This is a genomic window from Kineococcus sp. AC630 (assembly GCF_979255925.1).
The window spans coordinates 71,343-96,087 of the sequence record NZ_CEEDMJ010000017.1; the positions used below are offsets into that span (position 1 = coordinate 71,343).

Sequence of the window (24,745 nt, forward strand, 5' to 3'; positions counted from 1 at the left end):
CCACGGGTACTCGTCCAGCGGACCGGGGTCTCCCGGTGCGACGATGGGCGCGCCATGACTGCGACCACAGACACCCCCCAGCTCACCGACCTGCTGCCGGCCCCGGGCAACGACGACCCCGACCTCGTCTACGAGGCGTTCTCGACGTGGGTGACCTCACGCGGCATCGAGCTGTACCCCGCGCAGCAGGAGGCGCTCATCGAGGTGGTCGCCGGCTCCAACGTCGTGCTCGCCACCCCGACCGGTTCCGGCAAGTCCCTCGTCGCCGCCGGGGCCCACGCCGCCGCGCTGAGCGCCGGGATCCGGTCCTTCTACACCGCGCCGCTCAAGGCCCTCGTGAGCGAGAAGTTCTTCTCCCTCGTCGAGGTCTTCGGCGCCGAACGCGTCGGGATGATGACGGGCGACGCCTCGGTGAACCCCGGCGCACCGATCATCTGCTGCACCGCCGAGATCCTCGCCAACGTCGCGCTGCGCTCCGGCGCCTTCGCCGACGTCGGCCAGGTCGTCATGGACGAGTTCCACTTCTACGCCGACCCGGACCGCGGCTGGGCCTGGCAGGTCCCGATCGTCGAGCTCCCGCAGGTGCAGTTCCTGCTCATGTCGGCGACGCTGGGCGACACCACGGCTCTGCGCGAGGACCTGACCCGGCGGACCGGGCGGCCCACCGCCAGCGTCACCTCGGTGGAACGACCCGTCCCGCTGCACTACTCCTACGCGACGACCCCGCTGCAGGAGACCGTCGAGGAACTCCTGCACACCGACCGGGCCCCCGTCTACGTCGTGCACTCCACCCAGGCCGCCGCCGTGGAGCAGGCGCAGTCGCTGACCAGCGCGAAGATCGCCACCCGCGAGCAGCGCGACGCCATCGCCGACGCCATCGGCGGGTTCCGCTTCGCCGCCGGCTTCGGCAAGGTCCTCAACCGGCTGCTGCGGATGGGCGTCGGCGTCCACCACGCCGGGATGCTGCCGAAGTACCGGCGCCTCGTCGAGACCCTCGCCCAGGCCGGACTCCTCAAGGTCATCTGCGGCACGGACACCCTCGGCGTCGGCATCAACGTCCCCATCCGCACCGTCCTCTTCGGTGGGCTGACCAAGTTCGACGGCCGCCGCAACCGCCACTACCGCGTCCGGGAGTTCCACCAGATCGCCGGCCGGGCCGGCCGGGCCGGTTTCGACACCGCGGGCACCGTCGTCGTCCAGGCTCCCGAGCACGAGGTCGAGAACGCCCGTCGCGTCGCCCGCGCCGGGGACGACCCCAAGAAGCTCAAACGCGTCCAGCGGGTCAAGGCCCCCGAGGGGTTCATCTCCTGGTCGCAGGCGACCATGGACAAGCTCGTCGCCGGTGAACCCGAACAGCTGACGTCGCACTTCCGGGTCACCACGTCGATGCTGCTGAACGTCCTGCAGCGCCCGGGGAACCCCGTGGAGGCCATGCGGCACCTGCTGCTGGACAACCACGAACCCCGCAAGAACCAGATCAAGCACGTCCGACGTGCCGTCGAACTGGCCCGCGCCCTGCTCGACGCCGGGATCATCGAGACGCTGCCCGAGCCCCTCGCCGACGGACGTCAGGTCCGCCTCGTGGGCGACCTGCAGCTCGACTTCGCGCTCAACCAGCCGCTGTCGCCGTACGCGCTGGCCGTCATCGACGAACTCCTCGACCCCGATTCCCTCACCTACGCCCTCGACGTCGTCTCCGTCATCGAGGCGACCCTCGACGAACCCATGAAGATCCTGCTCGCCCAACGCTCCAAGGCCAAGGGTGAGGCGGTGCAACGGATGAAGGCCGACGGCATCGAGTACGAGGAACGCATGGAACTCCTCGAGGACGTCGAGTGGCCGCGACCGCTGGCCGAGGAACTGCGCGGTGCCTACGAGACCTACCGCACCGGGAACCCCTGGGTCGGCGACTACGAGGTGAAACCCAAGTCCGTCGTCCGCGACATGTACGAACGCGCGATGACCTTCGGGGACTACGTCCAGTACTACCAGCTGGCCCGCTCCGAGGGTCTCGTCCTGCGCTACCTCTCCGACGCCTACAAGGCCCTCAAGCAGACCGTCCCCGACGACGCCCGCACCGAGGAACTCATCGACCTCGTCGAGTGGCTCGGGGAGGTCGTGCGCCAGACCGACTCCTCGCTGCTGGCGGAGTGGGAGGCGCTGCGCGACGGCGTCGACCCGGCCGACGTCGAAAACGTCGTCGCCCCGCAGGAGGAGGAGACCCCGCCCGTCACCGCGAACTCCCGCGCCTTCCGCGTCCTGGTGCGCAACGCGATGTTCCGGTTCGTCGAACTCTGCGCCCTCGACCGGCCCGCGGCGCTGGCGGAGCTGGAGGGGTCCCCCGATGAAGGCACCTGGGGCGACCAGCTCGACGCGTACTACGACGACCACGACACCATCGGCACCGGTCCCGACGCCCGCGGTCCGCACCTGCTGCAGGTCGACGACGGTTCCGGGCCGGACGCGAAGGGCTCGAAGCGGAACTGGTACGTGCGCCAGGTCCTCGAGGACCCGGCGGGCGACCGGGACTGGGGGATCGTCGCCGAGGTGGACCTCGACGCCTCCGACGAGGCCGGGGCCGCCGTGCTGAAGGTCGCGGGTCTCCTGCGGCTCTGACGCGGTTCACGACGGCGAGGGTGGAGTCTCTCAGAACGGCGGGTGCTCGGGGAGGCTCGGCCAGAGTTCGGTGGGTCTCCCGAGCCGCGCGGCGATCCTGGCGTGGTGGGCCTTGGTGGCTTCGAAGACGTACTGGGTCTTGAAGCGGTGATGGCCTCGGCAGTAGGCGCGGAGGTTTCCTGCGGTGGTCTGGCCTTGCGGCCAGGGGATGGCGTGGTCGAGGTCGCAGTTGACGGCGGGGACGTGGCAGCCGGGCGCGGTGCAGTACTCGTCGCGTGCGGTGATGAAGCGGCGCATGGCGTCGGTGATGGCGTAGGCCGTGGCTCCCACGTCGATGACGTCGCGGGTGCCGGGGGATTCGATGACCTTGCGCCACATCGCGCCGGTGGTGGTGGCGAGTTCGCGGGCGACGTGGGCGGGGACGGGTCCGAGGCCGTCGACGGTGGCTTCGTCGTCGTCGAGGCCGAGGAGGGTGGTGGCGTCGATGCGGACGTGGACCTGGACGGAGGTCGCGGGGCGGTGGGTGCGTCCGATCACCGCGGGTGAATCAGCGGTGGCAGGTGTGGTGGGATCCGAGAGGGCGGGAACGGCGCGGTCCATGGCGTCGGTGAGCATGTCGACGATCACGTCGCGAACGCGCTGCCCGTGGCTGCGGGTGTCGAGGAGGCCGGCGCGCTTCGCAGCGTCGGCGGCGTGGTCGGCGGCGGCGTTGGTGTGGGCGACCAGTCGCAGGGCGAAGGCGGTGGGGGCGATGAACCCGAGGTGGCTGTTCAGGCCGTCCTCACACGGGGTGTGTCCCAGTCCGCGGGGGTCGTCGTTCTTCTCCAGGACGACGGATTCGTAGCCAGGGGTGAGAGCTCGGACTTTCCGGGAGCACTTGATGCCCAGTTTCCGTCCGGTCAGACCTGCCTGTGCGTGGTGGACGGCGTCGGTGAGGTAGTCCTGCAGGGCCGCGGTGTAGTCCTCTCCTTGGAGGAGCTTCTCGTCCTCCTCGGCGTGGACGGAGGTGACTCGTCCGTCGGGGTCGAGGTGGTCGGTGAGGGTGGCGGTGCGTGCGCTGAGGCGTTCGGCGTGGTCTTCGATGGTGCGGGCTTGGTAGCGGGTGACGGTGGCGTCGGCGACGGCTTGCCAGAGGGTGGCGTGGTCGTGGCCTTTGCGCCAGGCGTTGTGGATGGTGGCGCGGGCACGGTCGAAGTCCATGCCTTCGTCGCGGGAGTACTCCTCGGCGACGAGGTCGACGGCAGCCTCGAAGCGGTCGAAGCCGGTTCCGGTGATGGTGACGCCGCGGTCTTGGAGCTGGTCGAGGTCGGGGTGGGGGGAGTCGTGGACCATGGTGACGGCGTCGGCGACGCCGAGGTAGAACATGGCGTGGGCGGCGTCGGCGAAGCGGCGGTACTTGCCGGGGAGGCCGAAGGCGACCCCGGTGGGGGCCTCTTCCGTTCGCTCCGCGAGCGCTGCCGTCATGTTCTGAGTCTACCCTGTTCGAAGCCGTCGAACAAGACCAGATCTGTTGCGACGCAAGGTGCATGAACATTCTTGTCGACTCGTGACGTCACCCCGCTCTTCGGAGTCGGCGCGCTTCCGAGCTACGTCGAGGCGTGGTACGCGCGGTCATCGTCCCCGACTCCCTCGTGGTGTCCGTCGTGGCAGATCGAATCTGGCACCGCTGGCCATCTGGCAGTGCTAGGTCCCGCCCTGGACCGCGACGACGTGGACCCGGGTCCCGAGGACCCGGATCCGCTGGAGTTCCTCGGCGGAGGCGGCGCTGTCGGTGACGAGGTCGCCGACGCTCTCGAGCCCCGCGACCTTCGCGAGGGTGATCCGCCCGATCTTGGAGGAGTCCGCGACGACGACCGTCCGCTGGGCGTGACGGATCATGGCCGCGTTCGTCCGCGCCTCGGTCTCGTCGTGCGTCGTGATCCCGCCCTCGGCGCTCACCCCGTCCACGCCGAGGATCGCCATGCCCACGTTGATGGAGGCGAAGGAGTTCTCGGCGAGCGCCCCCACCAGCTCGAAGGAGTTCGCGCGGATCAGGCCACCGGTCATCATCACCCGCAGGTTCGGCCGGGACCCGATCTCGGTGGCCGTCGTCAGCGAGTTCGTGACGATCGTGAGGTCGGTGCGGAAGATCAGCGCCCGCGCGACACCCGCAGCCGTCGTGCCGCCCCCGATGGCGATCGCGAACGGCCCCTCGGGCAGGAAGGTGGCGGCGCGGCGGGCGATGAGCTGCTTGACCTGGTGCGACTGGCCCGCGCGCAACCGCACCGGCAGTTCCAGCGCCGGGGCGAGGACCCGCGCGCCGCCGTGCGTCCGCGACAGCAGCCCTTGTCCCTCGAGGTCGGCGAGGTCGCGGCGGACGGTCGCGACCGACACGCCGAGTTCGGTGACGAGGTCCTGCAGGCTCACGTCACCGCGCTCGTTGAGCACGCCGAGGATCGCCACCAGCCGGTCGGCGCGCTTGCCGGAACCCGCGCGCGGGAGGGCCTCCGAGCCGCCGAGGGCGTGGGCACCAGGCATCTCCACTGCACCAATCACTCGAACCGATCAACCAGGATGAGCGTTTCGCTCAGAATATTGCGTCCCTCGCGCAGTCGGAACACCATCCTGGCATGACACGAGTCACCTTCGTCGGGGCTGGGAGCGTCGAGTTCACCCGCCAGCTGGTGGGGGACCTCCTGAGGTTCGACGACCTCGGCCCGCTCGACCTGCGGCTCTTCGACGTCGACGAGCGCCGCCTCGCCGTGGCCGAGGGCACCGCCCGGCAGGTCGGCGAACGCCTGAACCGGCCCCTGACCACCACCGCGACGACCGACCGGCGCCGCGCCCTCGCCGACGCCGACTTCGTCGTCGACATGGCGCAGATCGGCGGCATCGAGGCCACCCGCCACGACCTGGAGATCCCGGCCCGCTACGGGTTGCGCCAGACGATCGGCGACACCACCGGGGTGGGCGGGGTGTTCAGGGCACTGCGCACGTTCCCCTTCCTCACCGCCCTCACCGCGGACATCCGCGAGGTGGCGCCGGACGCGGTCTTCCTGAACTACACCAACCCGATGGCGATGAACGTCTGGTGGACCAGCCTCGTGGCCCCGGAACTCACCACTCTGGGGTTGTGCCACAGCGTCTACTGGACCGCCCACGACCTCGCGGAGCTCGTCGGGTTGTCCGTCGAGCAGACCAGGTTCCGGGCGGCCGGCGTGAACCACCAGGCGTGGTTGCTCGAGTGGACCCATGAGGGTCGTGACCTCTACCCGGTGCTGCGCGAGCGCATCGCCGCGGACCCAGAACTGCTGCGCCGCGTCCGCGTCGAGGTCTTCCGCCGGATCGGCTACTACCCGACCGAGACGAGCGAGCACTCCTCGGAGTACCTGCCGTGGTTCCTCCGTGACCAGGAGCAGGTCGAGAGGTTCCGGCTGCGGCCGATGGAGTACCTGGAGATCTCCGAGAACAACGTCCGCGAGTTCCACGCGGCCGAACGCGCCCTCGCCGCGGGTGAACCCCTGGCGCTCGAGGAGGAGACGGCCGAGTACGCGCCGCAGGTCATCCACTCCCTCGTCACCGGCACCGAACGCGAGATCCACGCCAACGTCGTCAACCGGGGACTGATCGACAACCTGCCCCCCGGGTGCGTCGTCGAGGTGCCGACGACCGTCGGCCCCGGTGGGATCTCCCCGGTCCCGATGGGTTCCCTGCCGGTGCAGGCCGCGGCGGTGAACCGCCCCTACGTCTCGGTCGCCGAACTGACGATCGAGGCCGCCCGGACCGGGGATCCGCGCCTCGTGCGACAGGCGGTGCTGCTCGACCCGAACGCGAGCTCGACGCTCACGCCCGAGCGGATCTGGGCGCTGTGCAACGACCTCGTGGCCGCCCACGGCGACCTGCTGCCACCCGAACTGCGCGTGCAGTTGCCGGTCGACGCCCTGTAGTCCCGTCCCGAGAGGAGTTCCTGGTGCACGTCCCACGACTCGCCGCCGCCCTCACCCTCGTCGCGCTCGTCGCGACGGGGTGCGGGACGAAACCCGTCACCACGCTCGACCCCTCCGCCCAGGTGCACCTGACGATGTGGTCGGGGCAGAGCGACGAGGCCGAGCAGGCGCTGGAACGCCTCGCCGCGGAGTTCGAGCAGCAGCACCCCAACGTCAGCATCGACGTCACGCCCGGAGCCTCCTCCACCGAGGAACTGCTGCAGAAGCTCGCCGCCTCGTTTGCGGGCAACGACTCCCCGGACATCTCCTACACGTTCGGGTCGTGGTCGAGCCAGCTGGAACGCTCGAACCGGACCCTCGACATCACCTCCGCGGTGCAGGGACCGGGGGTGGACTGGGAGGACTTCACCGCGGCGGCGCGGGCGACGGCGCAGCCGACCGGCCACCGCACCATCGGGTTCCCCGCCGTCGTCGACAACATCGCCCTCCTCTACAACAAGACCCTCTTCGACCGGGCCGGCGTCGCGTACCCCACGCCCGACTGGACCTGGCAGGACTTCCGGGCCGCGGCGGAGCAGCTCACGAATCCCGACGACCACGTCTACGGGTACGGGTACTCCGTCTCGGGCAGCGAGGAGACGACGTGGCAGTTGTGGCCGCACCTGTGGCAGAACGGCGGCGACATCCTGGACCCCACCGGGCAGGAGGCGGCCTTCGACTCCCGGGCCGGCGTCGACGCCCTCACCTTCCTGCGGGGCATGGCCGTCGACGACCGGAGCGTCTACCTCGACCAGACGGACACCAAGTTCGCCCAGCTGTTCGAGAGCGACCGCATCGCCATGATCACCTCCGGACCCTGGGAACTGTCGGCGCTGAAGACGGCGGGGACCTCCTACGGCGTCGTGCAGCTCCCGGGGACGGACGGCGACCACCAGACGGTCTCCGGCCCCGACCTGTGGACGTTGTTCGACAACCACGACGTCAACCGCGCCCACTGGGCGACGCAGTTCACCGAGTGGCTGACCTCGGCCGAGCAGGACGAGCAGTTCAACGTGGCTCTCGGCAACCTCCCGCTGCGGGCCAGCGAGGCCACCAGCGAGGCGTTCCTGACCGCCTCCGCCGAACTCCCCGGGCTCGACGTGATGCAGGCCAACGCCGCGAACGCGAAGAAGCCCCGCCCGACCGTCCCCGGCTACAACGGCCTCTCCGAGGCCGTCGGGAGCGCCACCGCCCACGTGCTGCAGGGCGAGGGGTCGCCGCAGGGCGCCCTCGCCGACGCCGCCACCGCTGCCGACAAGGCACTGCGCCAGAGCTGAGGACGTGACGTGACGACCGTTGAGATGCGCAAGCCGCAGCGCCGGGGTACTTCGGGAACGGGTGCCTCCCGGCCCCGCCGTGCCGTGGGGGAGGCGCTGGCCGGTTGGGGTTTCGTCGCCCCGGCCCTGATCGTGGTCGGGGGGCTCACCCTCTTCCCGGGGATCTGGGCTCTCGTGCTGTCCTTCCGGACGTGGGACGGGTTCAGCCCGCCGAGGGGGGTGGGGACCCAGAACTACCGGGACCTCGTCGTCGACCCGGCGCTCGGCAGCGCCGCGCTGCACACCGCGCTCTACACGGTGCTGTTCGTGCCGGCGTCGGTGCTGCTGGGACTGTTCCTGGCCGTCGCGCTGAACCGCCGGATCCGGTTCATCGGCCTGTACCGCACCGCGGTGTTCGTGCCGTTCGTCGCCTCCGCCGCCGCGACGGGCATCCTCACGACCTACCTCTTCAGCCCGCAGTTCGGGCTGGTCAACAACGTGCTGCGCGTCCTGCACCTGCCCCAGCAGGGTTGGCTGGAGGACGCCAACCAGGCCATGGTGGTCATCACCATCATGTCGCTGTGGGGACAGGCCGCCTTCACCACGGTCATCTACCTCGCGGCGCTGCAGGACATCCCCGGTGACACCATCGAGGCCGCCCGGATGGACGGGGCGAACTCGCGGCAGGTCTTCTGGCGGGTCGTATGGCCGCAGCTGGGGGCGGTGACGTCGTTCGTCGCGGTCTACCAGACCCTGGAGGCCGTCCAGCTGTTCGACCTCGTCTACGCCACCACGCGCGGCGGGCCGCTCGACGCCACCCAGACGATCGTCTACTACGTCTGGCACCTCGCGTTCCAGCGGTTGCAGTTCGGCTACGGATCGGCCGTCGCCTACGCGTTGTTCTTCGCCACCCTGGTCGTGACGATCGTCGTCACCATCAGCCAGCGCCGCGCCGGGAGGAACCCGTGACGACCGTGACCCCGACCCCGACCGTCTCCCGCACCTCGACCGCGCCGCGCCGTCGCGGGTTGCCGTTCAGTCCGTGGCACCTGCTGCTGGTGCCGGTCTCGTTCCTCTTCCTGCTGCCGTTCCTCGAGATGTTCCTCACGTCCCTGGAGCCGGCCTCGGAGATCAACAAGTTCCCGCCCGCCTTCGTCCCGACGCACTTCACCCTCAGCGGGTACACCCGGTTGTTCGCCGACTCCTCGATCCTGCGGTGGCTGCTGAACACGGCCGTCGTGTCCGCGTCGGCGATCGTCTCGCACCTGGTGCTCTGCTCGCTGGCCGGCTACGGGTTCGCCCGGCTGCGCTTCCCGGGCCGGACGTTCGGGTTCCTGGCGATCCTCGCGACCATCATGGTCCCCTCGCAGCTGCTCATGATCCCGACCTACGTCATGTTCGCCCGGCTCGGCCTCGTCGACCACCTCGGGGCCGCGATCGTCCCCTGGCTGGCCTCGGCGTTCGGCATCTTCCTCATGCGCCAGTTCTTCCTGTCGCTGCCGACCGAGCTGGAGGAGGCGGGCAGGATCGACGGGTGCTCCCGCCTGCAGGTGTTCTTCCGGATCGTGCTGCCGCTCGCCCGGCCGGCCCTGGCGACGTTGGCGATCTTCACCCTGCTCGGCTCGTGGAACGACCTCGTGTGGCCCCTGGTGGCCATCAACGACGAGCACAACTTCACGCTGCAGCTGGGGCTGACGAACTTCCAGGGCGCCCGCCGGACCGACTGGTCGCTGCTCATGGCCGGCAACGTCGTCGCCACCCTCCCGCTCATGCTGCTCTTCCTCCTGGCCCAGCGGCAGTTCGTCGCGACCATGGCCTCGGCCGGGCTGAAAGGCTGAGCCCCGTGCGCACCGAAGCGACCACCACCCGCACCACCGACCGGAGGTACCTCCCGTGAACACCGACGTCGCCGCTCCCACGAGCGGGTCCGCGACCCACCACGAGATCCGGCAGCAGCCGGGCGCGTGGCGCGACCTGGTCACCCTGCTCGCCGGGCACCGGGACGCGCTGGACGACTTCCTCGCCCCGGTCCTGGCGCAGGACGACCTGCGCATCGTCCTCACCGGCGCGGGGACCTCCGCCTTCGCCGGTGACATCGCGAGCGCGTCGCTGCGCCGCCACCTGGGCCGCCGGGTCGACGCCCTCGCCACGACCGACCTCGTCGCCGACCCCTTCGGCCTGCTGGCGGAGGGCGGCTCCGTCCTGCTGGTGTCCTTCGCGCGGTCCGGGAACAGCCCCGAGAGCGTCGCGGCGACCCGGATCGTGGACGACCTCGCCCCGCGGGCGCACCACCTCGTCATCACCTGCGACGCCGAGGGGGCCCTGGCCCGGGAGCACCGCGGTGCGGCGAACTCGTTCGTGCTGGTGATGCCGGAACAGACCAACGACACCGGCTTCGCCATGACGTCGAGCTTCTCCACGATGCTGCTCGCCGCGCTCCTGGTGTTCCGGCCCGACCAGGCCCGACACGTCGAGGCCCTGAGCGCCGCCGCGTCGTCGCTGATCGAACGGAGCGGGCAGGTCGAGGCCCTGCTGGACGCCGACCCCGAACGCGTCGTGTACCTCGGCTCCGGCCCGCTGCAGGGCCTCGCCCAGGAGTCCGCGCTGAAGCTGCTCGAACTGACGGCGGGGGGAGTCGCGGGTTTCCACGACTCCCCGCTCGGGTTCCGCCACGGCCCGAAGTCGGTGGTCGACGACCGCACCCTCGTCGTCGTGTACGCCTCCGCCGACCCCTACACCGCCCACTACGACGCCGACATCGTCACCGAACTCCGTCGTGACCGCCCCGCGCAGGTCGTGCACGTCGGCGGGGCGGACGGTTCTGCGCTGGACCTCGCCCTCCCGCAGCTCGACGGTCTCGACGACGGGTTGCGCAGCGTCGCCCTCGTCGCCTTCGCCCAGCTGCTCGCGCTGGGCGCGTCGGTCCGGCGCGGCTGCACCCCCGACAACCCCTTCCCGGGCGGCACCGTCAACCGGGTCGTCCAGGGGGTCTCGATCCACGACCTCCCGGGCCGGAGCGAGCAGCCGTGACGTACTTCCTCGGCATGGACGGGGGCGGGACGAAGACCGCCTTCGTCCTGCTCGACGGGAACGGGACGGTGGTCGCGGAGGACCGGCAACCCTCCAGCTACTACTTCGGGAGCGAGAGCGGGATCGACCTCGTCGAGCAGGTCCTGCGCGCCGGGGTCGGCGCCGTCGTCGAGGCGGCCGGGATCCACGTCGAGGACCTCACCTTCGCGTTCCTGGCCATCCCCGGCTACGGCGAGGCCAGCGCCGACGTCGCCCACCTGGACGCGATGCCCGCCCGCGTCCTGGGGCACGACCGCTACCGCTGCGGCAACGACATGCTCAGCGGCTGGGCGGGTTCCCTCGCCGGCCGGGACGGCATCAACGTCGTCGCCGGTACCGGCTCGGTGGCCTACGGCGAACGCGGTGACCGCGCCCACCGGGCCGGCGGCTGGAGCGAACTCTTCGGCGACGAGGGGTCCGCGTACTGGGTGGCCGTCCAGGGACTGAACGCGTTCTCCCGCATGGCCGACGGCCGTGAACCCCGGACGGCGTTGCACGGCGCGGTCCGGGAGGCCCTCGAGGTCGTGGACGACCTCGACGTCATCGGTGTCGTCGTGGACCGCTGGCAGGGGGACCGCAGCCGGATCGCGGGCCTCGCCCGCGTCGTCACCGCCACGGCCGCCGCGGGCGACGCCCGGGCCCTGGGGATCGTGCGCGCCGCGGCCGCGGAACTGGCCGCCCTGGTGACGACGACGGCGACCGCCCTGGGCCACGGCCCGCAGGACGAGGTGGCGGTGTCCTGGTCCGGGGGCCTGTTCAACGCCCCTGTGGTGCGGTCGGAGTTCGAGGAGGCGTTGCGCCGCAGCCCCTTCCGGATCGAGCTCGTGACACCGCAGCACGGTCCGGAACTCGGTGGTGCCCTCTACGCCGTCCGGGCGGCACGGGCCCGCGGGGTGGTCGCGTGATCGTCGTCCTCACCCCCAACCCGGCGCTCGACGTGACGTACCGCGTCGAGCGGCAACGGGTCGGAACCACCCAGCGGGTGCTGGGGGTCTCCCGACGTCCCGGGGGCAAGGGCGTCAACGTGGCCCGCGTCCTGGACGCCGAGGGGGTTCCCACCCGGTGCGTGCTGCCCCTGGGCGGGACGGCCGGGACGTGGGTGCAGGAGGCGCTGCGCGACCTGGGGCTGGAACCCGCGGCCGTTCCCCTGGCCGGTGAGACCCGCACGACGGTGACCGTCGTCGACGACGTGGCCCACCCGACGATGTTCGGCGAACCCGGCCCCGCGGTGACCCCCGCGGAGTGGGCCGCCGTGCGGGACGTCCTCGCCGGGGCGTTCCGCGGGGCGTCGGCCTTCGTCGTCGCGGGGTCGCTCCCGCTCGGCAGCGACCCCGGCCTGGTCGGCGACTGGGTGCGCACGGCCCGCGACGCCGGGGTCCTGACCGTCGCCGACCTGTCCGGTCCGGCCCTGCTGGCGGCCGCCGACGCCGCGGCCTCCGTCTGCAAGCCCAACGTCGAGGAACTCCTCGGCGCGACCGGTGCCGGTTCCGAGGCCGAGGGCGCCGCGGACCTGCTGGCCCGGGGGGCCGGTGCGGTGGTGGTCTCCCGCGGGGTCCACGGGATCGCCGCCCACACCCGCGACGGGGTGTGCGAGGTTCCCGCCGTCCCGGGCGTCAGCGGGAACGCCACCGGCGCCGGGGACGCCGCGACGGCCGGTCTCGTCCTCGCCCTCACCGGCGGTTCCCCGCTGCCCGACGCCCTGCGCCGGGCCGCGGCGTTCGGCGCCGCCGCCGTCCTGCGCCCGGTCGCCGGTGAGATCGACCGGGCCGCCGCCGCCCGTTTCCTCGACACCACCGGGAGTCCCGCATGAGCACTCGTCCCCCCTTCGTGGAACTCCTCGGCGCCGCCCGTGCGGCAGGTCGCGGGGTCGGGGCCTTCAACGTCGTCCTGCTCGAGCACGCCGAGGCCATGGCCGCCGGAGCCGCGCGCGCCGGTCTGCCGGTCGTGCTGCAGATCAGCGAGAACTGCATCAGGTACCACGGTGGTCTGGAACCCCTCACCGTCGCCACCCAGGCGATCGCCCGCGCCGTCGACGTCGAGGTCCTGGTGCACCTGGACCACGTGGAGGACCCGGAGCTGGCCCGGCGCGGCATCGACCTCGGCGTCGACTCGATCATGTACGACGGGTCGAAACTGCCCTACGCGGAGAACGTCGCCGCGACCCGGGCCCTGGCCGAGGAGGCCCACGCCGCGGGGATCGCGCTGGAGGCCGAACTCGGCGAGGTCGGCGGCAAGGACGGCGTCCACGCCCCGGGTGCGCGCACCGACCCCGACGAGGCCGCCGAGTTCGTCGCCGCCACGGGGGTCGACGCCCTCGCGGTGGCCGTGGGGACGTCGCACGCGATGCAGACCCGCGTCGCCCGCGTCGACCGCGACCTCATCGCCCGGCTCGCCGCGAGCGTCCCCGTCCCCCTGGTCCTGCACGGCTCGTCGGGGTTGTCCGACGAGGAACTCCGCGCCGCCGTCGAGGTCGGCATGACGAAGGTCAACATCTCGACGCACCTCAACGGGGTGTTCACCCGGGCCGTGCGGGCCGTGCTGACCGACCGGCCCGACCTCACCGACCCGCGGAAGTACGTCGCCGCGGGCCGCACCGCGCTGGAGGACGAGACCGAGCGCCTGCTGCGGTTGCTCGCGGGGACCGCGTGACGACCTCCAGGGAAACCGGGTGGCGCACGCTGGTCCTCCGCTAGCGTCACGCCATGACGACCCTGGACACGTCGGTGTCCACCTCTCGGAACGTCGACGCGCGCGTGGCCGCGGCCTGGGTCCTGGCCCTCTGCGGGATCCTGCTGGCGGTGTGGTGCGGCTGGCGCCTCGCCGGGGTCGCGGGCCAGGTGCACGAAATGCACTGGTTGCGGGAGAACGGGACCCGGTTCACCGGCCTGGTCGTCGAGGAGGGCCTGACCCGTCCGGACGGCAGCATGACCTCCTACGGGGTGCAAGCCCCCGACGGACGCACGCCGGTCCAGGGTGAGCAGTTCTTCGTCGACGCGACCTGGAGCCCGACCCCCGTCACCGCGAAGGGCCAGCGCATCGACGTCGCCGTCGATCCACGCGACCGTTCCGTCCTCGGGCTGCCGGTGGACTCCCTGCACCACGGGTGGCTCCTCGAAGGGCTCCGGGCGGGGTTGCCGTCCGGCCTGGCGGCCGCGGCGTTCCTCGGCGGGGCCGTCCTCGTGGTGCGGCGGTGGACTGGTTCACTGCCGGGGTGACCCTCGCGTTCTCCCTCGACCCGACCCTCCGCCATCTCAACCACGGTTCCTTCGGCGCGGTCCCGACGCTCGCCCTGGAACGGCAGGCGGCCTACCGCGCGGAGATGGAGGGCGCGCCGGTCCGGTTCTTCGTCGGTGTGCCGGAACGCATCGCGGCGGCCCGGGAACGCGTGGCCCCCTACCTCGGGGTGTCCGCCGACGACCTCGCGTTCGTGCCGAACGCCAGCGCCGGGGCGAGCGTGGTCTTCAGCTCGCTCCCGGTGCGGCCGGGGTGCGAGGTCGTCGTCACCGACCACGGGTACGGCGCGGTGACGATGGGCGCGCGTCGGCTCGTCCGGCGCTGGGGCGGACGGATCCGCACCGCGCACGTCCCGTTGGGTGCGGGGCCGGAGGAGGCCGCCGCGGCCGTCGTCGCGGAACTGTCCGAACGGACCGCCCTCGTCGTCCTCGACCACATCACCTCCCCGACGGCGCGGTTCCTGCCCGTCGACCTCATCAGCGCCGCCGCCCACGAACGCGGGATCCCTGTCCTCGTCGACGGCGCGCACGTCCCGCTGCAACTGGCCGAACCCCTCGCGGGCGTCGACTGCGACTTCTGGGTCGGGAACCTGCACAAGTTCGGGTGCGCCCCGCGGGGTTCCGGCGTCCTCGTCGCCCGCGATGACCTCCGCCGGGAACTCAACCCGCTCATCGACTCCTGGGGAGCCGAGCAGGAGTTCCCCGCCAGCTTCGACCAGCAGGGGACCCTCGACTTCACGAGCTGGCTCGCGGCCCCCGACGCCCTCGACGCCGTCGAGTCGGAGATCGGCTGGGCCGCGCTCCGGGTGCAGGTCGCCGAACTGGCCCGGTACGGCGTGGACGTCGTCGCCGACGCGTTCTCGGCGCTGACGGGGGAGGACCACCACGTCGAGGTCGGGATGCCGGCCGGTCCGCTGCGGCTGGTGAGGCTGCCCGGCCGGCTGGGGCTGGGGGAGGGTGGCGGCAACGCCGTGCGGGACCGCGCACTGGCCGAACTGGGGGTCGAGGCCGCGTTCACCGCGTTCGGCGACCAGGGTTTCGTCCGGCTCTCGGCCCACGCCTACAACACCCCCGACGACTACGACGACTTCGCGCGCCGCTGCGTCCCCGCGCTGGTCGCGTGGTCCCGCGCGGCGTAGCTTCCCGTTCCGTGCCGGAACCCGTGCAGTTGCTCGCCTCCGCGGTCTCCCGGTGGGGGGAGGACGAGTGGTCCCGCGGTGCGTGGAGCCTCATCGGCGTGGACGGGACGCCCGCGGACCGGACCACCGTGGGTTCTCCCGTCGGGACGCGGCTGCGGATCGCGGGCGAGGGGACCCACCCCACCCGGGCCGGGATGACCCACGGCGCCCACGAACAGGGCGTGCAGGCGGGGGAGTGGGCCGCGGCGCTCGGACACCGGCGGGTCGTCGTGGTGGGCGCCGGGATCGCCGGTCTCGCCGCGGCGCAGGAACTCCGCGGACACGGTGTGGACGTGCAGGTGTGGGAGGCGCGCGACCGCGTCGGGGGCCGGGCCGTCGGGGTGGAGGTCGGCGGGTCCACCTTCGACCTGGGGGCCAACTGGTTGCAGCAGTTCGACGAGAACGTCCTGGCGCGCACGGCCGAGGCGCTGGGGTTGCGGACCGTGGCGACCGACTTCACCGATCCGCTCGTCCTCGGGTCACCCACGGGCGGGGTGCCCCGTCCGGAGGGCCTGGCGCGCGGACTCCGGGAGCGGCTCGCCACCGCGGCGCCGGGGACCTCGATCGGGCAGGTCGTCGAGGGGTGGTTGCGGGACCCGCGACCGTGGACCGGGGAGGTCGTCCGCCGGTTCGTGGACGCCGAGGTCGTCATGGACACCGGGGTTCCGCTGTCCTCCCTCAGCGCGCGGCACGGGTTCGAGGCCGGCGTCGGCGAAGGGGACCGGTGGATCGTCGGCAGCTACCGCCGCCTGCTCGACCACCTCGCCGACGGGGTCGACGTCCGGCTGCGGCGGCCGGTGCGCCGGGTGGAGGTCCGCGACGACGGGGTGCTGGTGGCCGGCGCCGACGAAGGGGTGCACGACGGCGAGGTGCACGCCGACGCGGTGATCGTCACGGTGCCGTTCGCGGTGCTCGCGGCCGACGCCGTCGAGTTCGTCCCCCCGTTGCCGGGCGGGCACCGGGACGCGCTGGCGCGGTTGCCCACCGGACGGGTGGAGAAGGTGGTGCTGCGCCTCGACCGGCGCTTCTGGCCCGAGCACGCGGCCGGCTACTACCGCGTCCACGGGCCGGGGGCCGGGTCCGTCAGCGAGTGGCTCGACGCCACGGAGGCGGACGGGCGGCCCACCCTCGTCGGGTTGTTCGCGGGGCCGTGGGTCGAGGAGCTGTGGGCGGGGGAGGACGACGACGTCGCGCGAGCAGCCCTGGGCGTGGTCACCGCAGCCCTCGGCCCCTGAGCCGTTCCAGGGAGTGCTCGGCGTCCTCCGCTCGTAGTCTCACGCTGTGCAGACGATGGGATTGACCAGGGTGTTGGGCAGGACCGGCCGCAGGGTCGGGGCGATCGGGATGGGTTGCTGGCAGATCGGCGGGAGCTGGGGCGACGTCGCCGAGGACGCGGCGCTGGAGACGCTGCAGGCCGCGGCGGACGCCGGCGTGACCTTCTTCGACACCGCCGACGTCTACGGGGACGGTCGCAGCGAGAAGCTGCTCGGCCGCTTCCTGCCGACGGCACCCGAGGGCGTGTTCGTCGCCACGAAGATGGGCCGGCGGGCCGACCCGCACGACGCCTCCGCCTACACGCTGGACGCCTTCCGGGCCTGGAACGACCGCAGTCGCGAGAACCTCGGTGTCGACACCCTCGACCTCGTCCAGCTGCACTGCCCGCCGCCGCCCGTCCTCACGACCGACGCGGTCTACGAGGCGCTGGACACCCTCGTGGCCGAGGGCCGCACCCGCGCCTACGGCGTCTCCGTCGAGACCGTCGCCGAGGGTCTCGACGCGGTCGCCCGCCCCAACGTGGCGAGCGTGCAGATCATCCTCAACCCGTTGCGGCTCAAGCCCGTCGCCGAGTTCCTGCCCGCCGCGGCCGAGGCCGGCGTGGGCGTCGTCGTCCGGGTGCCGCTGGCTTCGGGCCTGCTGACGGGCAAGATCGACGAGAACTCGACCTTCGCCGCCGACGACCACCGCACCTTCAACCGGAACGGCGAGGCCTTCGACGTCGGGGAGACCTTCGCCGGGGTCCCGCTCGGGGCCGGGGTCCAGGCGGCCAAGCGGCTGGCCGGGGTCGCCGGGGACGTCCCCCTCGCCGCCTTCACGCTGCGCTGGATCGTCGAGCAGCCCGGGGTCAGCGTCGTCATCCCCGGTGCGCGCAACCCCGAGCAGGCCCGCGCGAACGCCGCGGCGGCCGACGTCGCGGCGCCCACCGCCGCCCAGCTCGACGCCGTCCAGGAGGTCTACCGCGACCTCGTCGCCGAGCACGTGCACGACCGCTGGTGAAGCGCCCGGAAACTTCTCCGGCAGATCTGTAACGCCCGAACGGGTGACGCCGATAAGGCCCCTGAGTCCGGGGGGAGCGGGGCTCGGAGGCCGGGGGGCCTGCGAGCGACGTCTGGTCTCAGGGGGGAAACGCGGTGTCGCGTCTGGTGGTCGGGGGGCTGACCACCAGACGCCGCGCCTGCGGGGGAGGGGTCGCCGGCGGCCCGTCCGTCGCCTGCAGCGAGCCACGTCGTCCGTCCGCCACCACCGCGTCCGCTGTGGTGGCGCTCGTCGTTGCGGCCCGCCGGTGGTCACCGCCACCGCACGCGGAACCCTCGACTCAGGCCAACCGGAAGGCGAGCTCGGTCTCCCAACGGCCCGTGTCCGGTTCCTGGGCGGGGTTCGTCAGGTAGTTCTCCAGCCGGCACCCCCACACGTCCCCGTCCGGGCCCGGTCGGCGGTCGAACGTGAGATCCTGGGAGTCGGCCCAGCGCAACAGGTCCCCCGTGGCACCGACGAGGGTGTCGGGGTGGCCGACGTGGGTGACGGTGACGAAGCGACCGGCCGGGAGTTCGCCGTCGTAGACGTCACCGGCCTGCACCCCGAGGGGTTCGTCGAGGGGTACCCCGGCCTCGACGAGCAGGGTCGCGTCCATGTCGATCACCAGGTAGCGCAGGAACGGGGCCCCGGCGGTCACCCGCCCCGCGGCCAGGACCGCCGCGACGAGATCGCCGAGGCGGTCGGCGATCTCAGGGATGGTCGCCATGGTCACCGGGCGGCGGGTCCCGAGGTAGGGCTGCGCCGGGCGATCGACGACGACAGGGTCGTGGGTCAGCGTGGTGTGCACGGTGGAGGGACTCGTCGGGGGCCGCGGACTCATCGCCCTAGGCTGCCGCGATGGCCAGCTTCCGGCACCGTCGCGACGGTGGGCTCGACGTCGTCCGCGCCCGGCACCGCACCTCGGCGTTCGTCTACGGCAACATCACGGTGCTCGGGGCGCTCGTCGCCGTGGACTCCCGTGCCGTCGAGACCGGGCACGCGGCGATCGCCGTCGCCGCGACCGCGGTCGCGACGTTCATCGCCCACATCGCCGCGGACCTCGTCTCCGAACGCGTCCGCCCCGACCACCTCCCGGGCAGGCCCCGGGAGGAGCTCGCGGAGGAGCTGCGGGACGCCACCCCGATCGCGACGTCGGGGGTGATCCCCGTCCTCCTGGTGCTGCTGGGGACCCTCGAGATCCTCCCGGCCCAGCTGGCGCTGTGGATCGGCATCGCCTTCGTCGTGCTGCGGTTGGCGATCACGGGGGTGGTGACCGAGCGACTCAGCGGTCGCGACCCCTCCGCCACGGCGCTGTGGGGCGGGATCGTCCTCGCAGCGGTCAGCGCCGGGGTCGCCGTGGCGAAGGCACTGCTGACCCACTGACCGTGCGACCGCGGCGCCGGTTGTGGACCAGCGAGGTGAGCAGCGAGGTCCCGATGACGACCGCGCCGAACCAGCCGGCGAGCAGTCCCGGGATGGGCGCGACCAGCGAGACCCACAGCAGCACACCGAGGACGCCCAGCACGTAGGCGGCTCCGGCGGGGAGGTGCTCGTAGCGCTTCAGCGCCTCCCCGGAGTCGAGGCGACGCGTCAGCCGCACGAGGAACACCGCCCCGATGCTGACCCCGACGACGGCGATCACGAGCCGCTCCCAGGCCGGGAGCCCCGCTCCGGTGTCGCTGAAGGAGTACGTCCCGTCCAGGATCTCCAGCAGCAGGAACACCGCGAGCGCGCGCTCGACGACGACGGCCGCCGCGTGCGTCCACACGTGCCGCGCCCCGGCCTTCACCAGGGCGTACCCGGCGATCCCGAGAGCGCCGGCGACGGCCACCGTCGTGCGGTTCCCCGTCGGGGCCCAGGCGATCGCGCCGCCGGCCAGGACGGCCGCGGTGCAGAACTGCACGAGTCGCGGCCGGGCCAGGCGGAAGAACGGCCGCTCCAGCGGCGCGATCCACAACGGCCGGTCCTTGCGTTCGCAGTTGAACAGGTACTCGGTGAACACCATCCACAGGAACACCCCGCCGAAGGCGGCGAGCCCCGGACGGACACCGGCGAGGTCGGCGGCGTAGTGCGACGGGTCTGCGACCATCGCCGTCGTCGTCTCCGCCACGTCCTCGCCCCCGGCCGTCGCCACCGCCACCGGGGGGACGAACAACCGCATGACGACGACGCCGACGAACAGCCCGGCGGTCAGGAACACCTGACGCATCCTCGGGTGCAGCCGGCCGGCGACCCCGGCCATCGGTACCGCGTTGTCGACGCTGAGGGCGACCTCGTACGCGGCGAGCGTCACGAGGGCCGCGGCGGCGTGGGGTCCCTCGAGGACCCAGGCGGCGGCTCCGCCGAGGAGCGCGAGGGCCACGGGTAGGCCGATGACGTCGCGCCGGCGCAGGGGGGTGGTCGTGCTCAGGGTGGAGCTCACGGGTCTCCCGGGATCTCGCGGGGCGGGGTCTCGGACGGTTCAACCGTCGCACGCCCGGGTGCGGATCCGCGAGTGCACGGGTGCCGTCGGAGGGTGAAGATCCGGCGGAGGGAGGGTGACCCGGCGCTCCACAGGGTGGGTCGGCCGAGCGGAGCTTCCCCACACCGTCCGGCCGACCCGAGACCATGTTCGCACAGGTGTTCGAACGATGCACGCCCTTCCTGGCTGCGGCCGTGTCGGGGCGCAGGACACCGGTGGTGCTTCCAGCCGCCTCGGTGGTGACTCGTCCCGCCTCTGCCCCCGCTCCACGGTCACGGACGTCACGATGCCCGGCTGGTCGCTGATCGGTAGTCCGGTAGTTCGACGGTGTCCGAGGTGGAGGCGAGCAGGGCGCGTTCGGCCGCTCCGCGCAGCAAGGGGGTGGCGGCCAGGCGGTGGGCCCCGTGCAGGAGAGCCAGACCCCAGTGGCTCTTCGGGCAGGCCAGTGCCGGGATCCCCGGCCTCACCCGCTGGGTCTCGTCCACGTAGGAGCGGAGCCGCTGCTCGTAGGCGGCGAGAGCTCGTTCGGGCTCCACCGAAGCTCCCCGGGACAGTGCCCGGTCACGCTCGAGCGCCAGCTCGCCGGCCAGCACGTGAGCGGCCAGCAGGGCCAGGCTGGTCCCCATGCCTGTCGGCCCGCCCCACGCGGTGTCCCCGAGCAGGACCACCCGCCCGCGCGACCAGCGCGGAGCGCGCACCTGCTCGGCACGTTCGAGGTAGAACTCCTCCGGAGCGGCGGCGAACCCGTCGAGGACGCGCTGCGTCTGCCAGCCCACGTCGGCGAACCGCTCGCGCAGCACCGTGAGCTGAGCCTCGACACCGAGGCGGTGGAGGCCCATCGGTGGTGCCGTGAAGGCCAGCGTCGCGCGCGTGGTCCCGACGTCGTCGGGGCGCAGGGAGACGATGCGACCACCGGGAGCCGTCAGCCACCGCCACCACTGGTCGTCGTCGCCGCTGGGTTCGATCCTGCCGTAGCCGACGTACTGGCCCCGGTCGGTGCAGGTGACCTCGCTGCGCCCGCCGTCGGTGAAGACGAGGTCGCGGGTCGCCGAGCGTTTGCCTTCCGCGACGACGAGCAGGTCGTAGTGCTCCCGTGATCCACGGGAGGTGACGACGTCGACGCCCCCGCCGGGAGCGTCGTGCTCGACGTGGACGAGGTGTTCGCCGTAGCGGTGTTCGACGTCCCCGCCGGTGGCTCCCAGCAGCAGCTGCGAGAGCCGGCCGCGCAGGATCTCCAGTTCCGCGGTGGGCCCGTCCCCGGCGCGGTCGACCCCGGGGCGGTGGGGGTGATCGCGGACGGGGAAGGAGGCGTAGGCCGAGCCGTCGGGTCGCAGGAACCGCGTGCCGACCTCTCTGGTCCCCGCGGCGGCCACCGCCTCGTACAACCCCGTCCGGCGCAGCACCTCCCGCGCCGGACCGCGAACGTCGACGTTCTGGCCGGCGGTGCGGGGTCGTGGTGCTCGTTCCAGCAGGGTCGGCGTGAAGCCGGACCGCCACAGCTCGTGGGCCACCGCGGGCCCGGCGATGCTGCCTCCGGTCACCAGCACTCGGGTCTGGACGTCCGTTCCCATCGCCATCATCTCCTCGATTGCTTGACCATCAAGTACCTTCACGCTCAAGGTACTGCACGGCGGAGTAACCTCGGGGACATGGCACGCGCGAACGACCGGGCGGACACCCTGTTCGCGCCGGGGCGACGTGCGCGGGTGCTGCAGTTGCTGCGCGCCTACACCGACACCCACATCGAGCTGACCCGTCACCTGGCGCGGGCGCTCGGGGTCCACGGCAGCGACGCGGTGGCCGTGGCGGAGGTGCTGTGGGCAGAGGCCGGTGGGACGCCCTTGACGCCGGCGCGGTTGGCGGAGCGCATCGGGCTCACCTCCGGTGCCACCGCCAGCTTGCTCAACCGCCTCGAGGACGCGGGGATGGTGGTCCGCAACCGGGAGGACACCGACCGCCGGATCATCCGACTCCGCCTGACCCCTGCCGCCCGTGCTGCGACCACCGCCTTCTTCGAACGCACCGGCCACGCGCTGGACGACGTGCTGGACGACTACGACGACGTCGCCCTGGAGCAGGTGGAACGTCTCCTGACCGGAGTGGTCGCGGCGACCGAGACTCACAACGAGCGGCTGCGCTCAGCCGGCTCAGGCGTCGGCGAACGCCGCAGTTCCTGAGGTGCGAGCCCGGTCCGCCGGTCGTCCCGCGGTGCGCGCGCTGCCCGACCGGACCGGGACGGCAAGGAGATCACCGGTGAACCACACACCGACCCCCCGCGCCCACCCCCCGCCTGCAGGAGTGGCCCCGCAACCTCCACCTCCGCTGGTGCAGCCCAGTCGTCCTGGCTTCCTCGTCGCCGGCGACGAGGAACGCGTCCTCATCGACTGGACCGACGCCTCAGGGGTTCTGCAGCACCATGGTCACCTCGACGCCGACCGGCCCGGCTTCCCCTCGAGGACGAGGGGTTCCTGGCGTCTCAGCTGACTGCAGCGAACAGCAGACTGTCCTCGCGCCGCCCGCGGATGAGCAGGTGGCTGCGCATCAGCGCCTCCTGCTGCATGCCGATCTTGCGCAGCACACCGGCTGAGGCCGCGTTGCCCGGCCGGCACGTCGCCTCCACCCGCGCCAGACCCAGCCTCGTCTGCGCGAACTCCAGCACCACGGCCGCCGCCTCGGTGGCGTACCCGTGACCCCACGCCGTCCGCGCCAAGGCGTACCCCATCTCGCCACGGCGGTGTTCGGCGCTGCTCACCGTCACCGAACACGCACCCACGACGGCGCCGGCGACCGTGACCGCCCAGGTGAAGGAGGACCGGTCCTCCAGTCCGCCGGCGGTGACCATCTCCTCCAGGAAGGCGCGGGTCTGCTCCACGGTGTTCGGCCCCCAGGACACGTGACGGCACACCTCCGGATCAGCGGCGTAGGCGTGCACCGCCTCGAAGTCCTCCGCGGTGAAGGTGCGCAGCACCAACCGCTCCGTCGTCAGCTCAGGCACCGGCCCAGCCTACGAAGTCACCGCCACGAACGCACGGTCGTCCCGCGAGACGCGGCGATCCACAGCAGCATCGTGACGTTGCGGTCCTGCTGCCGTCCGAAGGGCCTGGTGTTGCCCGGAGAACCTGCGCGCGGTGTGGGCTCCGCCGCTGAACTGTCGTCACGGGTCGATTCCGCGAAGATCACTCACCGGGAGCGGACCGGGGCTACCTCGTCCCGTGGTCACGCGCTTGCGGGATCCGAGAACCGGTGGGGGACACCACGTGAACGACCAGTTCCAGCCTGCCGTCACACCGCCGGAACCGTCTCGGCGAGGACACGGACGAGGACGCGACCGCGTCACCCACCGCACCGCGGCGGTGCAGGTGAGGACGAGGAAGAAGGCGGCGGTGGCGGCGGTGGTGGTGAGGGCCGCGTTCGTGGCCGCCGTGGCCCTCCCCGCGACCGCTGATGCCGCGACCACCGGACCCGACCTGGTCGTCACCTCCACCCAGTGGGCTCCGGTGCAGGCGGTGGCGGGACAGCAGGTCCGCTTCACCGCGACCATCACGAACAAGGGCAAGTCCCCGACCCCGGAAGGTGTCATCAACGGAGTGGCCTTCGCCGTCGACGGCAAGCTGCAGACGTGGTCCGACACCACGACCTCCGCCATCCAGCCTGGGCAATCGGTCAAGGTCACCGCCAACAGCGGACCGACCGCCTCCCCCACCTGGCAGGCCACCGCCGGCCGACACACCCTGCGGGCCTTCGTCGACGACGCAGCCCGCATCAAGGAGGCCCGGGAGGACAACAACACCCGGAGCGTCACCTTCGACGTCGCGGCGGGGTTGAGCGTGCAGACCCCCGCCGGGGGTTTCCTGGTGCAGATGGCGAAGTCGCCCGGTCCCACGCTGTTGACGACGAGCGTCACCGGCGACGCCTACGCCGGTTGCTTCGCCGCTGACGGGTCCTTGACGGAGGGCGGCGAACGGTTCGTGACGACCTCCACCGTCGGTCGCGACGTGCCGAACTACGGCGGCAAGTTCTTCGACGGGATGAGCTCGGTCGCAGCGGGCGTGACGCGGCAGCAGGTCGACGTCGACTTCTCCCGGATGATCTACGCCAACCAGATCCAGTACCCCTGGGTGCTGGGCTGCGCCGCCGGCACCACGCCGGGATGGACGGGTTTCCACGCCGGCTCGGTGACGGTGACGCGCTGGCCCGGGGAACTGGGAACGTCGGGGCCGAAACTGGCGCAGGTGACGAAACCGTTGGACACGATCCTGGCGATCTGAGCCGGCACGGGGACACCGGCCCACCAGCAACTCAGTCCGTTCGGAGCAGCGCATCCGGGCAGTGTCGTGACGTCGTCGCCGTCCACTCGCACGATGAGCGGACGGCGGCGCGATGCACCCCGCTGGACGGGACGCACGAGCGGGCGGCACCCCTCGCGGTCAGCAGGAGCGGCGGTTGAGGCGATGTGCTCCTGAGACGCCGAACCCCGCCGCAAGGGATGCCCGGGGCGGTGGCTCCCGCTCGTGTCCCACCTCAACCGGGCAGGGAGGGCTCGTGTGTTCTCTCGCTGGCCGCCTCGTGCAGGTTCTCCGCCCCAGATCGACCCGGCCGCTCCAGATCGACGGGGTGAGAAACCCGGACGGTGATGACGAACGAGCGGGTTGAAGGAGTGACGACATGCAGACGA

Annotated in this window: 22 protein-coding genes; 16 read left to right on the top strand and 6 right to left on the bottom strand. The window is 72.2% G+C overall.

Annotated features, from left to right (window positions below; translation table 11 throughout):
* The first annotated feature begins 54 nt into the window (after positions 1–54).
* A complete protein-coding gene (locus tag AC0I8G_RS18075) occupies positions 55–2,616 on the top strand; it encodes a DEAD/DEAH box helicase (RefSeq protein WP_471731174.1) in 2,562 nt (853 codons plus the stop codon).
* A gap of 30 nt (positions 2,617–2,646) precedes the next feature.
* On the opposite strand, the gene AC0I8G_RS18080 is transcribed toward AC0I8G_RS18075, so the two are convergent.
* Together AC0I8G_RS18080 and AC0I8G_RS18085 are read right to left on the bottom strand one after the other, a co-directional pair.
* Positions 2,647–4,080, bottom strand: a complete 1,434-nt coding sequence (locus AC0I8G_RS18080) for an HNH endonuclease signature motif containing protein (protein ID WP_471731175.1) — start codon at positions 4,078–4,080, stop codon at positions 2,647–2,649.
* Positions 4,081–4,299: 219 nt separating this feature from the next.
* The gene (locus AC0I8G_RS18085; RefSeq protein WP_471731176.1) at positions 4,300–5,133 is read right to left on the bottom strand and encodes a DeoR/GlpR family DNA-binding transcription regulator; all 834 of its coding nucleotides are present in this window, start codon (positions 5,131–5,133) and stop codon (positions 4,300–4,302) included.
* A gap of 92 nt (positions 5,134–5,225) precedes the next feature.
* Between AC0I8G_RS18085 and melA the strand changes: the two genes are divergently transcribed.
* The 12 genes from melA to AC0I8G_RS18145 all read left to right on the top strand — a co-directional run bounded on the left by melA (position 5,226) and on the right by AC0I8G_RS18145 (position 17,591).
* Positions 5,226–6,542, top strand: coding sequence for an alpha-galactosidase (gene melA / locus AC0I8G_RS18090; protein ID WP_471731177.1), 1,317 nt, complete (start codon positions 5,226–5,228; stop codon positions 6,540–6,542).
* Between the two features lie 23 nt (positions 6,543–6,565).
* On the top strand, positions 6,566–7,858 hold the full coding sequence (locus AC0I8G_RS18095) for an extracellular solute-binding protein (RefSeq protein WP_471731178.1): 1,293 nt from the start codon (positions 6,566–6,568) through the stop codon (positions 7,856–7,858).
* Positions 7,859–7,867: 9 nt separating this feature from the next.
* A complete protein-coding gene (locus AC0I8G_RS18100; RefSeq protein WP_471731179.1) occupies positions 7,868–8,806 on the top strand; it encodes a carbohydrate ABC transporter permease in 939 nt (312 codons plus the stop codon).
* A 5-nt stretch (positions 8,807–8,811) separates the two neighbouring features.
* Positions 8,812–9,675, top strand: a complete 864-nt coding sequence (locus AC0I8G_RS18105; RefSeq protein WP_471731236.1) for a carbohydrate ABC transporter permease — start codon at positions 8,812–8,814, stop codon at positions 9,673–9,675.
* A gap of 55 nt (positions 9,676–9,730) precedes the next feature.
* A complete protein-coding gene (locus AC0I8G_RS18110; protein ID WP_471731180.1) occupies positions 9,731–10,867 on the top strand; it encodes an SIS domain-containing protein in 1,137 nt (378 codons plus the stop codon).
* The gene (locus AC0I8G_RS18115) at positions 10,864–11,811 is read left to right on the top strand and encodes an N-acetylglucosamine kinase (protein ID WP_471731181.1); all 948 of its coding nucleotides are present in this window, start codon (positions 10,864–10,866) and stop codon (positions 11,809–11,811) included. The genes AC0I8G_RS18110 and AC0I8G_RS18115 overlap by 4 nt, the downstream gene beginning before the upstream one ends.
* Positions 11,808–12,716, top strand: a complete 909-nt coding sequence (locus AC0I8G_RS18120; RefSeq protein ID WP_471731182.1) for a 1-phosphofructokinase family hexose kinase — start codon at positions 11,808–11,810, stop codon at positions 12,714–12,716. The genes AC0I8G_RS18115 and AC0I8G_RS18120 overlap by 4 nt, the downstream gene beginning before the upstream one ends.
* The gene (locus AC0I8G_RS18125; protein WP_471731183.1) at positions 12,713–13,555 is read left to right on the top strand and encodes a class II fructose-bisphosphate aldolase; all 843 of its coding nucleotides are present in this window, start codon (positions 12,713–12,715) and stop codon (positions 13,553–13,555) included. Before AC0I8G_RS18120 ends, AC0I8G_RS18125 begins: the two co-directional genes overlap by 4 nt.
* Before the next feature lie 53 nt (positions 13,556–13,608).
* Complete coding sequence (locus AC0I8G_RS18130; RefSeq protein ID WP_471731184.1) at positions 13,609–14,121, top strand: hypothetical protein; 513 nt, start codon at positions 13,609–13,611, stop codon at positions 14,119–14,121.
* On the top strand, positions 14,097–15,278 hold the full coding sequence (locus AC0I8G_RS18135) for an aminotransferase class V-fold PLP-dependent enzyme (RefSeq protein WP_471731185.1): 1,182 nt from the start codon (positions 14,097–14,099) through the stop codon (positions 15,276–15,278). The genes AC0I8G_RS18130 and AC0I8G_RS18135 overlap by 25 nt, the downstream gene beginning before the upstream one ends.
* Positions 15,279–15,289: 11 nt before the next feature.
* The gene (locus AC0I8G_RS18140; RefSeq protein ID WP_471731186.1) at positions 15,290–16,552 is read left to right on the top strand and encodes a flavin monoamine oxidase family protein; all 1,263 of its coding nucleotides are present in this window, start codon (positions 15,290–15,292) and stop codon (positions 16,550–16,552) included.
* 109 nt (positions 16,553–16,661) lie between these two features.
* Complete coding sequence (locus tag AC0I8G_RS18145; RefSeq protein WP_471731237.1) at positions 16,662–17,591, top strand: aldo/keto reductase; 930 nt, start codon at positions 16,662–16,664, stop codon at positions 17,589–17,591.
* Positions 17,592–17,910: 319 nt separating this feature from the next.
* Here the strand turns inward: AC0I8G_RS18145 and AC0I8G_RS18150 are convergent, their stop codons facing one another.
* Entirely contained in the window at positions 17,911–18,450 is a 540-nt protein-coding gene (locus tag AC0I8G_RS18150) for a GyrI-like domain-containing protein (RefSeq protein WP_471731187.1), read from the bottom strand.
* Positions 18,451–18,467: 17 nt separating this feature from the next.
* Here AC0I8G_RS18150 and AC0I8G_RS18155 point away from each other — a divergent pair, with 17 nt between their 5' ends.
* The gene (locus tag AC0I8G_RS18155) at positions 18,468–18,992 is read left to right on the top strand and encodes a VIT1/CCC1 transporter family protein (protein ID WP_471731188.1); all 525 of its coding nucleotides are present in this window, start codon (positions 18,468–18,470) and stop codon (positions 18,990–18,992) included.
* Here the strand turns inward: AC0I8G_RS18155 and AC0I8G_RS18160 are convergent.
* Both AC0I8G_RS18160 and AC0I8G_RS18165 read right to left on the bottom strand, forming a co-directional pair.
* Entirely contained in the window at positions 18,949–20,031 is a 1,083-nt protein-coding gene (locus tag AC0I8G_RS18160) for a DUF475 domain-containing protein (RefSeq protein WP_471731189.1), read from the bottom strand. The two genes, AC0I8G_RS18155 and AC0I8G_RS18160, sit on opposite strands and share 44 nt — an antisense overlap.
* Before the next feature lie 320 nt (positions 20,032–20,351).
* A complete protein-coding gene (locus AC0I8G_RS18165) occupies positions 20,352–21,641 on the bottom strand; it encodes an FAD-dependent monooxygenase (protein WP_471731190.1) in 1,290 nt (429 codons plus the stop codon).
* Between the two features lie 78 nt (positions 21,642–21,719).
* On the opposite strand from AC0I8G_RS18165, the gene AC0I8G_RS18170 reads away from it, so the two are divergent.
* Positions 21,720–22,247 carry a MarR family winged helix-turn-helix transcriptional regulator gene (locus AC0I8G_RS18170; RefSeq protein ID WP_471731191.1) on the top strand — a complete coding sequence of 176 codons (528 nt, stop codon included), beginning with the start codon at positions 21,720–21,722 and terminating at the stop codon, positions 22,245–22,247.
* Between the two features lie 299 nt (positions 22,248–22,546).
* Here AC0I8G_RS18170 and AC0I8G_RS18175 read toward each other — a convergent pair whose 3' ends face one another.
* Positions 22,547–23,065, bottom strand: a complete 519-nt coding sequence (locus AC0I8G_RS18175) for a GNAT family N-acetyltransferase (protein ID WP_471731192.1) — start codon at positions 23,063–23,065, stop codon at positions 22,547–22,549.
* A gap of 364 nt (positions 23,066–23,429) precedes the next feature.
* On the opposite strand from AC0I8G_RS18175, the gene AC0I8G_RS18180 reads away from it, so the two are divergent.
* Entirely contained in the window at positions 23,430–24,338 is a 909-nt protein-coding gene (locus tag AC0I8G_RS18180) for a CARDB domain-containing protein (RefSeq protein WP_471731193.1), read from the top strand.
* The last annotated feature ends 407 nt before the right edge of the window (positions 24,339–24,745 follow it).

Coding starts and splice junctions, on each gene's coding strand:
- AC0I8G_RS18080 (WP_471731175.1), bottom strand. CDS start 4,080: ATGACGGCAGCGCTCGCGGAGCGAACGGAAGAGGCCCCCACCGGGGTC.
- AC0I8G_RS18085 (WP_471731176.1), bottom strand. CDS start 5,133: ATGCCTGGTGCCCACGCCCTCGGCGGCTCGGAGGCCCTCCCGCGCGCG.
- AC0I8G_RS18155 (WP_471731188.1), top strand. CDS start 18,468: ATGGCCAGCTTCCGGCACCGTCGCGACGGTGGGCTCGACGTCGTCCGC.
- AC0I8G_RS18075 (WP_471731174.1), top strand. CDS start 55: ATGACTGCGACCACAGACACCCCCCAGCTCACCGACCTGCTGCCGGCC.
- AC0I8G_RS18145 (WP_471731237.1), top strand. CDS start 16,662: ATGGGTTGCTGGCAGATCGGCGGGAGCTGGGGCGACGTCGCCGAGGAC.
- melA (WP_471731177.1), top strand. CDS start 5,226: ATGACACGAGTCACCTTCGTCGGGGCTGGGAGCGTCGAGTTCACCCGC.
- AC0I8G_RS18130 (WP_471731184.1), top strand. CDS start 13,609: ATGACGACCCTGGACACGTCGGTGTCCACCTCTCGGAACGTCGACGCG.
- AC0I8G_RS18125 (WP_471731183.1), top strand. CDS start 12,713: ATGAGCACTCGTCCCCCCTTCGTGGAACTCCTCGGCGCCGCCCGTGCG.
- AC0I8G_RS18170 (WP_471731191.1), top strand. CDS start 21,720: ATGGCACGCGCGAACGACCGGGCGGACACCCTGTTCGCGCCGGGGCGA.
- AC0I8G_RS18150 (WP_471731187.1), bottom strand. CDS start 18,450: ATGAGTCCGCGGCCCCCGACGAGTCCCTCCACCGTGCACACCACGCTG.
- AC0I8G_RS18165 (WP_471731190.1), bottom strand. CDS start 21,641: ATGGGAACGGACGTCCAGACCCGAGTGCTGGTGACCGGAGGCAGCATC.